General features: G+C 61.5%; 14 protein-coding genes and 1 tRNA gene. 7 read left to right on the forward strand and 8 right to left on the reverse strand.

Annotated elements, in window-relative coordinates; translation table 11 throughout:
* Positions 1-142 precede the first annotated feature (142 nt).
* The 4 genes from ABD906_RS02410 to ABD906_RS02425 all read right to left on the reverse strand — a co-directional run bounded on the left by ABD906_RS02410 (position 143) and on the right by ABD906_RS02425 (position 2,865).
* Positions 143-1,246, reverse strand: a complete 1,104-nt coding sequence (locus ABD906_RS02410) for a hypothetical protein (protein WP_345098029.1) — start codon at positions 1,244-1,246, stop codon at positions 143-145.
* Between the two features lie 90 nt (positions 1,247-1,336).
* Positions 1,337-1,413 (reverse strand) — tRNA-Met (locus tag ABD906_RS02415).
* Between the two features lie 254 nt (positions 1,414-1,667).
* The gene (locus ABD906_RS02420) at positions 1,668-1,937 is read right to left on the reverse strand and encodes a hypothetical protein (protein WP_345098030.1); all 270 of its coding nucleotides are present in this window, start codon (positions 1,935-1,937) and stop codon (positions 1,668-1,670) included.
* Positions 1,938-2,043: 106 nt separating this feature from the next.
* Positions 2,044-2,865 (reverse strand): MipA/OmpV family protein, encoded by an 822-nt coding sequence (locus ABD906_RS02425; protein ID WP_345098031.1) that lies wholly within the window; start codon positions 2,863-2,865, stop codon positions 2,044-2,046.
* 272 nt (positions 2,866-3,137) lie between these two features.
* Between ABD906_RS02425 and ABD906_RS02430 the strand changes: the two genes are divergently transcribed.
* The 3 genes from ABD906_RS02430 to ABD906_RS02440 all read left to right on the forward strand — a co-directional run bounded on the left by ABD906_RS02430 (position 3,138) and on the right by ABD906_RS02440 (position 6,242).
* Positions 3,138-4,136: a Gfo/Idh/MocA family protein gene (locus ABD906_RS02430; RefSeq protein WP_345098032.1), complete on the forward strand. Its 999-nt coding sequence runs from the start codon at positions 3,138-3,140 to the stop codon at positions 4,134-4,136.
* Between the two features lie 264 nt (positions 4,137-4,400).
* Complete coding sequence (locus ABD906_RS02435) at positions 4,401-5,186, forward strand: ThuA domain-containing protein (protein ID WP_345098033.1); 786 nt, start codon at positions 4,401-4,403, stop codon at positions 5,184-5,186.
* Between the two features lie 9 nt (positions 5,187-5,195).
* Entirely contained in the window at positions 5,196-6,242 is a 1,047-nt protein-coding gene (locus ABD906_RS02440) for a Gfo/Idh/MocA family protein (RefSeq protein ID WP_345098034.1), read from the forward strand.
* A 66-nt stretch (positions 6,243-6,308) separates the two neighbouring features.
* Here ABD906_RS02440 and mnmA read toward each other — a convergent pair whose 3' ends face one another.
* On the reverse strand, positions 6,309-7,499 hold the full coding sequence (gene mnmA / locus ABD906_RS02445) for a tRNA 2-thiouridine(34) synthase MnmA (protein ID WP_345098035.1): 1,191 nt from the start codon (positions 7,497-7,499) through the stop codon (positions 6,309-6,311).
* Between the two features lie 256 nt (positions 7,500-7,755).
* Between mnmA and sciP the strand changes: the two genes are divergently transcribed.
* The gene (gene sciP, locus ABD906_RS02450) at positions 7,756-8,031 is read left to right on the forward strand and encodes a CtrA inhibitor SciP (protein ID WP_345098036.1); all 276 of its coding nucleotides are present in this window, start codon (positions 7,756-7,758) and stop codon (positions 8,029-8,031) included.
* A 465-nt stretch (positions 8,032-8,496) separates the two neighbouring features.
* Here the strand turns inward: sciP and ABD906_RS02455 are convergent, their stop codons facing one another.
* Complete coding sequence (locus tag ABD906_RS02455; RefSeq protein ID WP_345098037.1) at positions 8,497-8,874, reverse strand: flagellar export protein FliJ; 378 nt, start codon at positions 8,872-8,874, stop codon at positions 8,497-8,499.
* A 428-nt stretch (positions 8,875-9,302) separates the two neighbouring features.
* Between ABD906_RS02455 and ctrA the strand changes: the two genes are divergently transcribed.
* Positions 9,303-9,998, forward strand: coding sequence for a response regulator transcription factor CtrA (ctrA, locus tag ABD906_RS02460; RefSeq protein WP_345098038.1), 696 nt, complete (start codon positions 9,303-9,305; stop codon positions 9,996-9,998).
* 215 nt (positions 9,999-10,213) lie between these two features.
* Here the strand turns inward: ctrA and ABD906_RS02465 are convergent, their stop codons facing one another.
* Together ABD906_RS02465 and chpT are read right to left on the reverse strand one after the other, a co-directional pair.
* The gene (locus ABD906_RS02465; RefSeq protein WP_345098039.1) at positions 10,214-10,588 is read right to left on the reverse strand and encodes a response regulator; all 375 of its coding nucleotides are present in this window, start codon (positions 10,586-10,588) and stop codon (positions 10,214-10,216) included.
* Between the two features lie 227 nt (positions 10,589-10,815).
* The gene (chpT, locus tag ABD906_RS02470; protein ID WP_345098040.1) at positions 10,816-11,445 is read right to left on the reverse strand and encodes a histidine phosphotransferase ChpT; all 630 of its coding nucleotides are present in this window, start codon (positions 11,443-11,445) and stop codon (positions 10,816-10,818) included.
* A gap of 465 nt (positions 11,446-11,910) precedes the next feature.
* Here chpT and ABD906_RS02475 point away from each other — a divergent pair, with 465 nt between their 5' ends.
* Both ABD906_RS02475 and ABD906_RS02480 read left to right on the forward strand, forming a co-directional pair.
* Entirely contained in the window at positions 11,911-12,456 is a 546-nt protein-coding gene (locus ABD906_RS02475) for a DUF1134 domain-containing protein (RefSeq protein WP_345098041.1), read from the forward strand.
* A gap of 159 nt (positions 12,457-12,615) precedes the next feature.
* Positions 12,616-13,782: a coiled-coil domain-containing protein gene (locus tag ABD906_RS02480; RefSeq protein WP_345098042.1), complete on the forward strand. Its 1,167-nt coding sequence runs from the start codon at positions 12,616-12,618 to the stop codon at positions 13,780-13,782.
* Positions 13,783-13,888: the final 106 nt, after the last annotated feature.

The following is a 13,888-nucleotide window of genomic DNA, read 5'->3' on the forward strand; positions in this document are numbered from 1 at the left end:
TCGCCATGCCTTGGCCGCGCAAAACCTCAACCTGCCGAAGCTTCGTGACGATCTCGTCGGGCTTGTGTCGCTTGTTTGCCATTGTGGTCCTCCTTCATGGTCAAAGCCATACTTCAAGGTGGACCCGTTCAATGGGGGTGGATCACTTTTCGAACGGGTAAAGCTTCTGCTCGATCAGCCAGCCGAAGAAGCGGGAGAGGGCATTGTGATAGCCGTTCTTCAGCCTTGCTTCGGTGAGACGTTTCAGTCCAGCCCAACCATGCTTCCGGGCGTAGTCGTAACGCGCGGCAAGGCTGACGGTGTGTTCGCGCGGAATGTTCTTGCGGTCCGGGATGTCGGGCAGCATCGCATCGATGCGGGCTGCAGCCTCCTTGTCGAACTCGACCAGGAGGGGATCGTCCATCTTGTCGATGATGAATTGAACGACGAGCAGCACCAGCGCGCGCGCATCCGCATTGCCGCCATTCCTGATGTCATCCTCTTCAAAAAGCGCGAGGGCTTCGGAGAACCGAAGGGCAGTCGTCTGAGCTTGTGGTTCGTGAGCCTGCTGGGGACCCGAATCCTGTTCTTGCTTGCGCTCTTCCCATACCAGTGCAGCTCGATCCTCGTCTTTCGGAGACGCGGCGGCATGCAGCTCAACTCCGGGCACCCCCAACGGATTGGAGGGCATCACGGTCGAGAAGGGTGTGGGGAGGGGAATGGAGGGGACTCCGGCGGGCGGCTGCCCAAGTCCCATGCCAAAGCCCTGCGGAATGACGCCAAGGGCGATGGCGGTCTGCATGTCCGCTCGGCCTTGCTCGTAGTGCCGGATATTCTCGATTCGCCTTAACCATCCCTCTGCCTCGACGTTCTGTGCGACGAAGCGTTTGAAGAGGATGGTGAACTCCGGCGCGATCATCTCCGGATCGCAGTCCCTGGCCAGGGCACGGCGTCTCAGGTTCTTGAGCATCTCTTCATAGTGGAGACGCGCGTGCAGTCTCTCTTCGGAAATGGGAAGCTGATCCGAGAGGTATTGGCGCAGCTCGACGACGTTCTTCTGAAAGAGGTCTACGAAGTTGATGCTTTCGTTCATCCGGAGAATCCACGACAGGAATTCTGTGAGCTTCTGGCGAGCCTTACGATAATCGCCAGTTCTTAGCGAGACCCTGTAGAGCGAGACACCGGAAAGCTGGGCGAGTGGTCGGGAGAACCGGATCTGCAGATAGTACCGCCCATCACGGCGAGTGAGATAGGAAGGAAGAGCCATGACATCTCCGCGTACATCTGCGTGAGATGTCTCACAGTCGTTCGAACCTCTGTTCGCGCTAACTGTTTGATTTTTCTGGTCGCGATACAATGGTAGCGGAGGAGGGACTCGAACCCCCGACACGCGGATTATGATTCCGCTGCTCTAACCAACTGAGCTACTCCGCCCCGTGGCGGCCTGTCGAAGCAGAACCGGAAAGCTGCGCGGATATAAGGGGGAGCTCCGGCAAGTGTCAAGCGCCATGTTTCAGAAACATGACGGGTTTTTCACATCCCGGTACAGGCCCCGCAAAATGCCCGCTGACAGAAGCCAGGGCGGCTCGGCACAGACCGGTGCCACGCGTCCATCCGCCTGGGTTGCGGCGATGTTGCGGGGCCGTGACGTGGTGAAATATCCGGAGGACGACGGATTGGGCGAAAGCCTATTTGCTGTGCTCTTCCACCATTCTGCGGATGAAGGCGATGATTTCCTCCGGGTTTTTCCGCGGATGTTTCTCAAGTGCGCCGTCGATCGCGGCGAGCACACTTTCGGGGCTTCCCTTCACCGTGACGCATGATGGGCGGTCACCGCTCGCGGCCAGGGTGATCCTTGTCGCGTCACCCGATTCTCCCGCCGCCTCGAGGGAGACGACGTGGAGAGGGTTGACCCAGATTGCCGCTCCCGTTTCGCGTTCAAGCCGACAGAAAGCCATGCGAGCCTCCTGCTCTGGGCGACTGCCGGACGGGCAGGACCCGTCGGGCGGCAGTCAGTTCCGGACGGGACGGAATTGTCGCTCGTCCGCAGCCGCAGGCAAGAGGTCAGAGCGAGAAGTCGAACCGGTAGGTCGCCGAAACGCCAAACAGGAACTGGTTCTTGCTGCCGCGCTCGCGCACCAGGCTCGAGTCCGCCGCAGGCCCAGTCAGGCGGTTGTACTCTGCGAAGACGCTCGTCTCGACCGTGTCGGTCACGTCCCACTTGATGGCGCCGCCGATACCCACGGAGCGCACGCCGCTGCCCGGGTGATATTCGGGCAGGCCGGACGCCGCCGATTCTCTCGCCGAAACACCATAATAGGCATCGAAATAGTGGTCGTTGGCCCAGGACAGACGCGGGCCGGCCGAAACCTGAACGGTGTCCGTCAGGTCCGTGAAGGCGTCGGCAACGATCTCGGCGATCACGCCGTCATGAGCCCGGATACCCCGCCGGACTTCGCCGCGCAGCCGCACCCAGTCGGTCGGATAAACCTCCGCGAACGCGCCGATCTCGACGCCGAAGCGGATCGGATCGAGCCCGCGCAGATCGTTGGAGTCGCTTTCGTCGCGTCCGAACACGAGCTTTCCGGTCGGGCCGAAACGGAAGTCGCCTGTGTCGATGAGGCCGATCGAGATATTGTCATTGCGGGACGTGAACCGCCGCTCCGTCCCCTGCCGCCCGAACGACACCAAGGGCTGCACGTAAAAGCGGTAGGTGTTGTCGCCTTCATATTCCGGCATCAGCATGCCGGCGGCTCCAAGCGTCAGGCTCCAATCCCCGGAAAACCAGCTTTGCCCCTGTGAGGGAGACGAAAGTATCAGGAGTGCGCCCGCCACGAAAACCCCAACGCCCAGTCTGCCTGTCACGATACGCCTCACAATTTCCATTCCGTTGCCGGGTCTTTGCCAACAAAATTACGGCGGAAAAGGATACGCGTGGGGACGAACCGAAATTACGGATAATAGAGTGTTAACGGGTGGCCGGCAGCGGGCTGAACCGGACGCGATCCCTCCACCGTGACATGCCCCGCGACGGGCAGTGTCCCCGGCCATCGGACGGTGTCACTTAACTAATATTACAAAACTTTATTCGGCTGCGGGCTTGAGTTGCAGGCCGAGCGGGCATATGTGTCGCGAGAATCAAAACGTGCGATGATCACATGAAGCCGCGGATTGCAGTCCTTGGGTGCGGGTACTGGGGGTCGAACCATATTCGGACACTCAAATCTCTGGATGCGTTGAGTGCTGTTTCGGATGCCAACCGTCCGCGCGCTGAGGGTTTCGCCATTGAGCAGGAGTGCCGGGCGATCGACCCGGACAGGCTGTTCGACGATCCGGACATAGATGCCATCGTGATGGCCTTGCCGCCGCAGTTCCATGCGGAGATGGCCATTCGTGCCGTTCGCGGCGGCAAGGACGTGCTTGTCGAGAAGCCAATTGCGCTCACCGTCAAGGACGCGGAGCGGGCGGTGGCTGAGGCCCGGGCCCAGGGCCGCATCTTCATGGTCGGCCATGTGCTGCGCTTCCATCCGGCCTTCGAGAAGCTGAAGGAGCTGATCGACGCCGGTGAGCTGGGCGACGTCCGCTACATCCACTCGCACCGCCTCGGATTGGGCAAGTTCCACACCGAGAGTGACGCGCTCTGGGATCTGGCGCCGCATGACCTCTCGATGATCCTGGCGATCACCGGCGAGCCGCCGGTGGAGGTGAGGGGAGAGGGAGCCGCCCTTCTGGATCACCTGAGCGACTTCGCCCATGTTCACATGCGGTTCGCCAACGGCATCCGCAGTCACCTCTTCACCTCGCGCCTCAACCCCTACCGCGAGCGGCGGCTGACGGTGGTCGGTAACAAGGCGATGGCCGTCTTCGACGACGTGGAGCCGTGGCCCCGCAAGCTCGCCGTCTACCGCCACTCCGTATGGCGCGACAGCGGTCATTGGGCCTTCACGGCCGAAGAGCCGACCTACATTCCCGTCCAGGAGGCCATGCCGCTTACCCGCGAGCTGCAGCACTTCATCGACTGTATTGTCAACCGCTCGGAGCCGCGCACCAACGGCACCGAGGCGATCGAGGTGTTGCGTATTCTGACCGAGGGCTCGGTCAGACACGAACGGCCGGAAACGGCCGCCTTTGCCGCTGGCGCCACCCGGGTGGGATAGGCCTTTTCCTGCAATCCCGTTTTCGAGATCCGCCTTGTCCGGCCGGCCAGGGCCGCTCTGTTGTGGAACCTTGACGGCGCTGCCCCATTTACAGGACGGGCGGCTGGTAGTGCGTTGCACGCGCGACACATATCGCAACGAAGGAGCAGGGCGGGCAAGATCGGATCTTTCACGCCATTTTCAGGCCAAATGCCGTCGTTAAGGAATTTTCATATTACGCAGCACTAAACTGTAGCAACCAGGCGTCAGAAAGAGTTCTTTCACATGAAGATCAGAGCCTTGGTGTGGGGTGAGAACATCCACGAGCAGGAAGACGAAATCGTCCGCTCGATTTACCCCGAAGGTATGCACACCACGATAGCCAGAGCCATTGCGGCCGACGGAGATATTGACGTGTCCACGGCAGTGTTCCAGCAGCCCGAGCACGGTTTGACCGGGGAAGTTCTGGCCGCGACCGATGTGCTGGTCTGGTGGGGCCACAAGGCCCACCGCCAGGTCGACGACGCGGTCGTGGAGCGCGTTGCCGAACGGGTCTGGGAAGGCATGGGCCTGATCGTCCTCCATTCGGGCCATTTCTCGAAGATCTTCAAGCGTCTGATGGGCACGCCCTGTTCGCTGAAGTGGCGCGAGGCCGGCGAACGCGAACGCATATGGGTCGTTAACCCGCGCCACGCGATCGCGGAGGGGCTGCCCGAGCATTTCGAGCTCGAATACGAGGAAATGTACGGTGAGCCCTTCGCCGTGCCGGAACCGCTTGAGACGGTTTTCATCTCCTGGTTCCAGGGGGGAGAGGTGTTCCGGTCCGGCGTCACCTACCGCCGCGGCGCCGGCCACATTTTCTACTTCCGGCCGGGTCACGAGACCTATCCCACCTATCACGACGCGAACGTGGCGAGGGTTCTGCGGAATGCCGTGCGCTGGGCGCGTCCGCAGGGTGCGGCGCTCCGGAGCATTCACAACGCGCCGAACATCCCGGTGACCGAGGCGCTGGAGCCAATCGTGGAACGCGGGCCCAAGCTGCACAAGCCCGGCGAGGAAGGCTACAGATAGGATGTCGTCATGCGCCTTTTGATTCTTGGCACAGGCAAAATGGCCAATCAGCATGCGGTGCGGTTCGCGGCCATTCCTGGCGTGCATCTGGTTGGCGCGGTCGACACCGACCCCGTCCGTCTGGCGACGTTCTGCGAGGCTCACGGCATTCAGCGTGCCTTTTCCAGCGTCGAGGAAGCTCTGGATTGGGGCGAGTTCGACGGCGTGACCAATGTCACCCCGGATGCCGCCCATTATGCGACCACCATGGCCTGCATCGCCGCCGGCAAGCACGTCATGTGCGAGAAGCCGCTTGCGACGAACTATCCCCACGCGCTGGCCATGACGGAGGCCGCCGAAAAGGCGGGAATCGTCGCCATGGTAAACCTGAGCTACCGCAACGTGCCGCAGATCCATGCGGCGCGTGAGCTGGTCTTGTCGGGCCGTCTCGGCTCCGTGAAGCACATTGAGGCGTCTTACCTTCAGAGCTGGCTGGTCTCGAAGGCCTGGGGCGACTGGCGCAGGGGACCGGAATGGCTGTGGCGTCTGTCCAAGGGCCACGGCTCCAACGGTGTCCTCGGCGACGTGGGCATCCACATCCTCGATTTCGTGACCTTTGGCGCGGCCACCTCCATCGAGGATATGACCTGCCGCCTGCGCACATTCCCGAAGGCTGAGGGCAATCGCATTGGCGAGTATTATCTCGACGCCAACGACAGCTTCGTCATGACGGCTTCCTTCGGCAACGGGGCGCTTGGCGTGATCCATGCCAGCCGCTGGGCGACGGGCCACATCAACGAGCTGCACCTGCGCGTTTACGGCGACAAGGGAGCGGTCGAGGTCATACATACGCACATGGATTCACAGATGCGCGTCTGTCTCGATGATGATGTCGAAACCGGCACCTGGCGGACCGTGGACGTGCTGCCGGTGGCAACCAACTACGAGCGCTTCGTCAACGCGATGCGTCTCAACATGCCGACCGAGCCGAGCTTCCGACATGCCGCCGAGCTCCAGCGCATCCTCGACCTCGCGAGCGCGAGCGAGGAAATGAGGGAAGAGGTTCAGGTCGGCTGACGGCCGACTCCGGCTTCTGCCAGGCACATGCGGCCCGTTCAAGGTTTCAATGCAACCTGGACTTCTTCAGGCGCTGCGGGCAATGCGGGGCGTGTCGATCAGCTTGCGCAGCTGAGCCTCCGCGTCGGAGCGGCGTTCCGAGCGGTCGATGAAACCGCCGCCGAAGATACGGGCGTCGTTGCTGTCGTCAGAGAACAGCACGCACGCCTGTCCCGGCGCCACGCCGGCCTCGCCATGATGCAGGTCCACGAATGCCGTGCCATCGCGGTAAAACAGCGTGGCAGGCATCGGCGGCCGTGTCGAGCGGACCTTGGCATAAAGTTCCATGCCTTCCGCCGGCAGCTCCTCGAGAGGCGTGTCGCCCAGCCAGTTGACCTGGCGCAGGTAAAGCCTGCGGGTCTCCAGCGCCTCCCTGGGTCCGACGATGACCCGCGCATTCTCGCTGTCGAGATGCACCACGTAGAGCGGCTCGCCGACCGCGACTCCGATACCGCGGCGCTGACCGATTGTGTAGTGCATGATGCCCTGGTGCTGGCCCAGCACCCGTCCGTCAATGTGGACGATGTCGCCGGGCGTGGCCGCGTTCGGCATGAGCTTGGCGATGATGTCCGAGTAGCGGCCCTGCGGGACGAAGCAGATGTCCTGGCTGTCCTGCTTGGTGGCGACGGAAAGGCCCATCTCCTGCGCAATGGCCCGCACCTGCGGCTTGGAGAGATCGCCGAGCGGGAAGCGCAGGAAGTCGATCTGCTCCTGCGTCGTGGCGAACAGGAAATAGCTCTGATCGCGGTCCGCATCGACCGGGCGGAACAGCGCCCGGTGCGCTCCGTTCTGGCGCGACCGCACGTAGTGGCCGGTGGCCAGCGCGTGCGCGCCGAGTTCGCGGGCTGTCTCCAGAAGATCGTGGAACTTGACCGTCTGGTTGCACGCCACGCAGGGAATCGGCGTTTCGCCGGAGACATAGCTCTGTGCGAAAGGATCGATCACCGCCTCGCGGAAGCGCGCCTCATAGTCGAGCACGTAATGGGCAATCCCCAGCGTCTCGGCGACGCGCCGGGCGTCGTCGATGTCCTGTCCGGCACAGCAGGAACCCGGCCGGTGGGTGGCCGATCCGTGGTCATACAGCTGAAGGGTAATGCCGATCACCTCGTAACCTTCCTTCGCGAGAATTCCCGCGACGACGGACGAGTCGACGCCACCCGACATCGCGACGACGACGCGCGTGTCCTCCGGACGTCCTGGAAGGTCGAGGCTGTTCATGGTCTTACACCCGTTTTCTTGCCCGCTAAATGGCAACCTTGAACCGTAAGGTCAAGATCTGGCCGAGCCGGATCAGGCATCACCAGATTATGGCGTCTCCGCGGCTGAAAGACTTTTTACGGGCGCGAAGTTTAGTCGGCTTCGATTTCCTAATGGAGATTCACTTCTATTACTCCAAGCTTACCAGCCGCTTAGTCAATTTTTAAAGCCCTGCGGTTATGGTCCTCTCAGGTCTTGGTTCAGTGTAGAGAGTACGATGACCGATGTGATGCGTCCGCGTGTTAAGTACGTGATCGGCCCCGATGGCAGTCCGCTGACGGTTGCCGATTTGCCGCCCTCTAACACGCGTCGTTGGGTAATCCGTCGCAAGGCGGAAGTTGTGGCTGCCGTTCGCGGCGGGCTCCTCAGTCTGGAGGAAGCGTGCCAGCGCTATCGGCTGACAGTGGAGGAGTTCCTGTCCTGGCAGGCATCGATTGATGACTACGGGCTGCAGGGGCTGCGCACCACGCGTATCCAGCAATACCGCCACTGACCTGACCTGAAGGGGAAACCTGACAGGAGGGTGGAACCGGGGTCTCGGCGCCCTGCCTGCACCTTCACGGTGCGTTACTTGGAACCCCGTGAGGGAAAGCGGACACGGATAACTGCCCGGTGCGTGAGCGCCGGGCAGTTTCTTTATGGCCGGATAGAGCGCGAAATATTGTGATCCTGACGCTTCCCAGGGTTTCCCCCCGCCTTCTCGACCGGCCGGTGTGGCAGCCGACGTGTGGGCGTTTCTGTACCCGGGGATGAAGCGTCTCCGGATCGAGTCCAAAATTAATCTGTTAAGAAAACGGTTTGTGCCGGTCTCTTGAAGGCAAGGGTACGGCGCGCGAATGGCTCCCGGCCAGTGATCAGGAAGACCCCTGTCTTGGCAGGGGAGGTGAGCGGAAAAGAGAAGGGGGGCCAGGCCCCCCGCAGAAAATCCCCTCCAGAAATCAGGCGTTCAAGTGCCGCATCAGCCGGCAGCCGCGCGGGAGGAGGGTTCAGCGTTACGGTTGCCTCTGTCGCGCATCTCCAGCGCTTCGGCCTTGCGAAGATCTTCTTCCAGCGCCTTCAGCTCGGCGAGCGCCTGTTCGCGCTGCTGGATGAGTTCGGCCTGCGAGATTCGGAGATTGTCGCGGCGCAGGCGGGCCGCCTTGGCAAAAGTAGGATAGGCGAAGTGCGACTGGTCGGTGATTCCCGCCTTGGTTTCCTCCGCGATGATCTGGGCATCCAGCTCTTCGGCCATGCGTTCGAATTCCGCGATCATAGCATCCAGCTGGCTCACGCGCTTGCGCTTGTGATTGACGTTGAATTGCTTCAGCCTCACCAAATTCTCACGCGATGTCTTCATCTACTAACTCCCGAACCCCGGCCCGATTTACCCCGCCGGCCTGTTCATGCTTGTTGCCCCGCCCGTTTTGCGAAAAGTTATCGTTTCCAAACAAAATCCTAAGAACCGCGGTTCCTGGTAACCATTCGTTTACGGGCATCGTTAATCATACGGGCCATCGCTTAAGGGGCGGTAAAGGAAGTTCCGAAACCGAAGGGTAACGATACGGCTGCCCGGGAATGCGCCGGAACAGGCCTGGCCCCGTAACCCTTGAGCGTTGATTTCGGTATTAGGATTCAACCGCATGCCGAAAGAAATAAAAGTGAATGACCACTTGCATGGGCGAATCAGGTTTTGTTAACTATTAACTGGCAGCCTCTGATTCAGGCGGTTATTGCTCGGGTGCCGGTGGACTGCCAGCCCCATTCGGCGGCGAAAAGGGGAATGATATGCGTGTTCTGCTGATTGAAGACGATAGCGCGACGGCCCAGAGCATCGAACTGATGCTCAAGTCGGAGAGCTTCAACGTTTACACGACCGATCTGGGTGAAGAGGGTGTCGACCTGGGCAAGCTGTATGATTATGACATCATCCTGCTTGACCTGAATCTGCCCGACATGTCGGGTTATGAAGTTCTGCGCACTCTTCGCCTGTCGAAGGTCAAGACACCGATCCTCATCCTGTCCGGCATGGCTGGCATCGAGGACAAGGTGCGCGGTCTCGGCTTCGGCGCCGACGACTACATGACGAAGCCTTTCCACAAGGACGAGCTGATTGCCCGCATCCACGCCATCGTGCGTCGCTCCAAGGGTCATGCCCAGTCCATCATCCAGACGGGTGATCTGGTCGTGAACCTGGACACCAAGACGGTGGAGGTTGCTGGCCAGCGTGTGCATCTGACAGGCAAGGAATACCAGATGCTCGAGCTGCTGGCGCTGCGCAAGGGCACGACTCTGACCAAGGAGATGTTCCTGAACCATCTCTATGGCGGCATGGACGAACCGGAGCTGAAGATCATTGACGTGTTCATCTGCAAGCTTCGCAAGAAGCTGGATGTCGCCTCCGGCGGTCAGAACTACATCGAGACGGTCTGGGGTCGCGGCTACGTGCTCCGCGAACCGGAGGAAATGCGCCAGAGCGCCTGATCTCGACGCAGTGAACATCGTCAATTGCAGACACGAAACCCGGACTCTGACGTCCGGGTTTTCTGTTTGTCAGAGCCTTTCCACGGCGGTGGGCCGAGGTGCGAACCTTTTCGGGGTGCTTCGGAGCCAGGCGAATGCGCGAGGGCGAAGGCGGGACTTGTCGCCGGCGGAGCGGTGAAGGATCGTAGGTTGCGGCGAAGGTCTGTGGATGGAGTTTACTTCTGGAACAGATCTTCGAAAGCGCGCAGCTGTTCTAGCAGCTGCTGGCGCACGAAGGGCTTCAGGATGTGGCCCTTGGCGCCTGCACGTTTTGCCTTCATGATCTGCGAGAGCTGGATCTGGTGGGTCGAATACAGAATCGCCGGTGCGATTTCCGCCTCAATGGACACGATCCGCGCGATGATGTCGATGGAGTCGACGTCGGGCAGAAGGCTGTCGACCAGGATGATTTCCGGCATCTCCTCCTGGCAGATTTCCAGGGCCTCCGCCCCGGATGCAGCTTCCCCCACCAGGAAGCCTTCGTCAGACAGGATTCTCCTGGCCACCTTTCTGATGACTTGTGAATCATCGACGATGAGACACCGTCTCATCCTACCCTCGTGCGTTTTTTCTGCGATGCACTGCCCTCCGGGCAGCTCATAAGAACTGCTCCGATGGTATAGCTAAACAAAAATTTGGAATTCCACAATGCCAAGGTTTACACTGAATTAACCATACGCATTGTCAATTCCGCGTAATACCCATTCGGGTGACCTCGAGGGGCAGGTTTCCGCTGTAGCATCTTCCCTGCACCTCACCCCTGGCCTGAATAGGGAACTCAGGCCGCGGTGATGACGATCTCTTCCGGAGAAGCATGCAGCGTGATGGTCATGCCGGCCTCGCGGGCGAGCAGCAGCGTGTAATAGAACTGTACGCTGTGAGCGTCGATCGGCTCCTCCGGCTTGCGGCCGGAATGCAGCTCCAGGAACTTCGCCGGCACGCGAACCATGGGTCCGTGTGCGGTGAGAACGAACCGCGGGGAGGTCTTCAGATCTTCCAGCTTGACCGTCAGCTTGCCGCCGCGCGGGATGGTGGCGTTCGCGACGAGCAGCAGGTTGAGCAGCAGCTTGACCTTGTTCTTGGGCAGCAGCTCCCGCTCGCCGATCCACTCGAGTTCCGGCTTCTCGTTTTTGAAATAGTTGGTCGCGACGGCCTGGGCATCGCCCGTGTCGATCTGCATGCCAGCCGATCCCGCCGCGCCGAAGGCGATGCGGGCGTATTGCAGCCGGGCCGAGGCATTGGCTGCGCTCGTGCGGATGAGCTGCATCGCGTCCTCGTCGGCACCGCCTTCGTCGAGCAGCTCCAGCCCGTTGTTGATTGCTCCGACCGGGGAAATGATGTCATGGCAGACGCGGCTGCACAGCAGCGCTCCCAGATCAAGCGCACTGAGTGTGAAGATGTCGGTCATGGAAGGCCGTCCCCTTGTTCTGTCTGCGGTCCAGCGAGATAGGTCTCTGCGAATCACCATCATGCGGTGCTGGAACGTGCTTGCATATTGCCTTGCAGGCAGCAACCGGACACCCGCCGTCTGCCGCCGCCGCGATTTCAGACTTTAATGGTTGAAAAAGGATTGCGCATTACGCTGAGCCATCCCCTGATGCCGATCTAAACGGAATTTGACGACAATGGGGACGGTCATGCACGCGGTTGTCCGCGAGGTCGACATGGAGTGAACGCGATGCTTTCAAGTCTTTTCCGCACTGTCGGCGGTGTTCTGAAGCAATTCCGGGAGGGCCAGGGGTGGTTTTCCCCGCGTGAATTGTCGGAACCGGACTTGCAGGAAGCGGGACTTGCTTCCCGTCGTGAACGCTGTGGGGGCCATGGTGCCGGGAGGGCTGGGCTGCCCCGACGGCGGCTCGGAAGTCTTGCGGTCATGCTTCTGGGAGCGGTGCTTCTGGCGGCACCAGCCGCGCGCGCCCAGAACCAGGCGCCCAACGATGGCTACACCATGGACGAGATTGTCCAGGCCGGCAGCAACTTCTTCGGCATGACCTCGGAAACCCTTGCGACCGGCATCGAGCGGATCTTCTCGTCCTACGGCCGTCCCAATGGTTATGTTCTCGGGGAGGAAGGGTCCGGCGCGATCATCGGCGGCCTGACCTACGGCGAGGGCACCCTCTACACGAAGAACGTCGGCGACCACCACGTCTACTGGCAGGGGCCCTCGCTCGGCTGGGACTTCGGCGCCCAGGGCTCCAAGGTGATGATCCTCGTCTATAACCTGAATTCCGTGAACGACATCTACAGGCGGTTCGCGGGAATCGCCGGTTCCGCCTACGTGGTGGCCGGCCTTGGCTTCAACGTGCTCGGCAACCAGGACATTCTCATCGTCCCCATCCGGACAGGTGTCGGCGCCCGGCTGGGTGTCAACTTCGGCTATTTGAAGCTGACTCCGTCGCCCACCTGGAATCCCTTCTGAGTTCCGCGGTGGAAAAGAACTGCCACCGGAGATTGTGCCGGTGGCGCGCTTCGCTGACGGATTGTGCCCGTGCCCCTGGCGGTATAAATCTGAATGCGTTGGTATCGCCGGGCCGCCAGCGGCCCGAGGTGACAGCCTTGGCCATGAAAGGTCGCTCGCGTGATTGAGGGATTGCTGTACTCGGCATTGGGCTTTCTGGTCGCCCTTGGTCTGGCCGTGGCGATTGCGCCGTCTCTCTGGCGCAGGGCGGAGTATCTGGAACGTCGGCGGATCGAGGCCGCGCTGCCGCTATCCCGCGAGGAACTGGAGGCGGCCGTCGATGCCATTCGGGCGGAAAGCGCCATGGCCATCCGCAAGCTCGAGGTCCGGGCGGAACAGCTGCGCAGGAAGTTAGCCGAGGATCTGGTCGAGCTCAACGTCCTGCGCGACCGGATCCGCGATCTGGAAGAGGAATGCGCGAACCGCGACCGGACGATCAGCCGTCTTGAGCATGAGCAGAAGCAGCTGGAAGGCCGGCTGGCGACAAAGGACGAGCAGCTGCGGGACCAGTCAGCCCGCGTTGCGGAGCTTGCCGCCCAGCTCACGGAGCAGATGAACAGGGTGCAGCAGCTCTCCCGTCTGAATGACGAGCTGAACATGATCGTCAGCACCCAGAAGATCGACCTTGCGGCCCGGGATGCGGAGATAGACCGCCTGAACAACACGAACCGGCTCCTGCGCAACGAGCGTCGCGATGCCGACCGCACCGCGCGCGAGCTGGAGCGCGAGAAGTCGAAGCTCGAGAATGCGCTGCGACACGAAAAGTCCCGCGCGGAGGATCTGCAGGCACGGCTCGATCGTCTGCTGCATGACCTGTCCGACCGCGACCAGATATTGGAGCGCCAGGAAAGGGAATTGGCGCAATTGGGGCATCCCGGGGTCGCCGCGGCGTTCCTGGTGGATTTGGGACCGATCAACGGCGAGCCGGCGCTCCCGAACGGGGAACAGGCTCTCTCCAACGGCAAGGATGTGACTGTCGGTCAGCGTGAGGTGGGGGATATGACCGGGGAAGAGGATGAGGTTGCACGTCTGCGGCGCCGGATTGCGGCCTTGACGTCGTCTGCGCGCGGCCGTCGGAAGGCCGATACGTCCAGCGTCGAGCATCTGCGCGAGGAGATTTCGTCCATCGCCGCGGAAATGGTCCGCATGGTAGCCGACCGCGAGGGGCCGGGATCAGCCGTCGAAACAGCCCTGAGCGCGCCGCTTCCGGATGGGCCAACCGGGCAGGGCGCTACACGTCCCGAGAGCCTTGCCGAACGCGTCGAAAAGATGCGCAGCGCGTCCTGAACTGTCAACGGCGGTGCAAAATCCGGCCACGCGGCGGCGCAAAACCAGGCCAGGTGGCAGTGGCCTGCGCCATGGCGCGCGCGCTTACCAATAGCTGGCGCGTGCC

This window comes from Chelativorans composti (genome assembly GCF_039541695.1).
GTDB lineage: Bacteria > Pseudomonadota > Alphaproteobacteria > Rhizobiales > Rhizobiaceae > Chelativorans > Chelativorans composti.

Coding starts and splice junctions, on each gene's coding strand:
- ABD906_RS02410 (WP_345098029.1), bottom strand. CDS start 1,246: ATGGCTCTTCCTTCCTATCTCACTCGCCGTGATGGGCGGTACTATCTG.
- ABD906_RS02435 (WP_345098033.1), top strand. CDS start 4,401: ATGAAGATCAGAGCCTTGGTGTGGGGTGAGAACATCCACGAGCAGGAA.
- ABD906_RS02465 (WP_345098039.1), bottom strand. CDS start 10,588: ATGAGACGGTGTCTCATCGTCGATGATTCACAAGTCATCAGAAAGGTG.
- ABD906_RS02420 (WP_345098030.1), bottom strand. CDS start 1,937: ATGGCTTTCTGTCGGCTTGAACGCGAAACGGGAGCGGCAATCTGGGTC.
- ABD906_RS02440 (WP_345098034.1), top strand. CDS start 5,196: ATGCGCCTTTTGATTCTTGGCACAGGCAAAATGGCCAATCAGCATGCG.
- ABD906_RS02430 (WP_345098032.1), top strand. CDS start 3,138: ATGAAGCCGCGGATTGCAGTCCTTGGGTGCGGGTACTGGGGGTCGAAC.
- ABD906_RS02425 (WP_345098031.1), bottom strand. CDS start 2,865: ATGGAAATTGTGAGGCGTATCGTGACAGGCAGACTGGGCGTTGGGGTT.
- ABD906_RS02455 (WP_345098037.1), bottom strand. CDS start 8,874: ATGAAGACATCGCGTGAGAATTTGGTGAGGCTGAAGCAATTCAACGTC.
- chpT (WP_345098040.1), bottom strand. CDS start 11,445: ATGACCGACATCTTCACACTCAGTGCGCTTGATCTGGGAGCGCTGCTG.
- ABD906_RS02475 (WP_345098041.1), top strand. CDS start 11,911: ATGCTTCTGGGAGCGGTGCTTCTGGCGGCACCAGCCGCGCGCGCCCAG.
- ctrA (WP_345098038.1), top strand. CDS start 9,303: ATGCGTGTTCTGCTGATTGAAGACGATAGCGCGACGGCCCAGAGCATC.
- sciP (WP_345098036.1), top strand. CDS start 7,756: ATGACCGATGTGATGCGTCCGCGTGTTAAGTACGTGATCGGCCCCGAT.
- mnmA (WP_345098035.1), bottom strand. CDS start 7,499: ATGAACAGCCTCGACCTTCCAGGACGTCCGGAGGACACGCGCGTCGTC.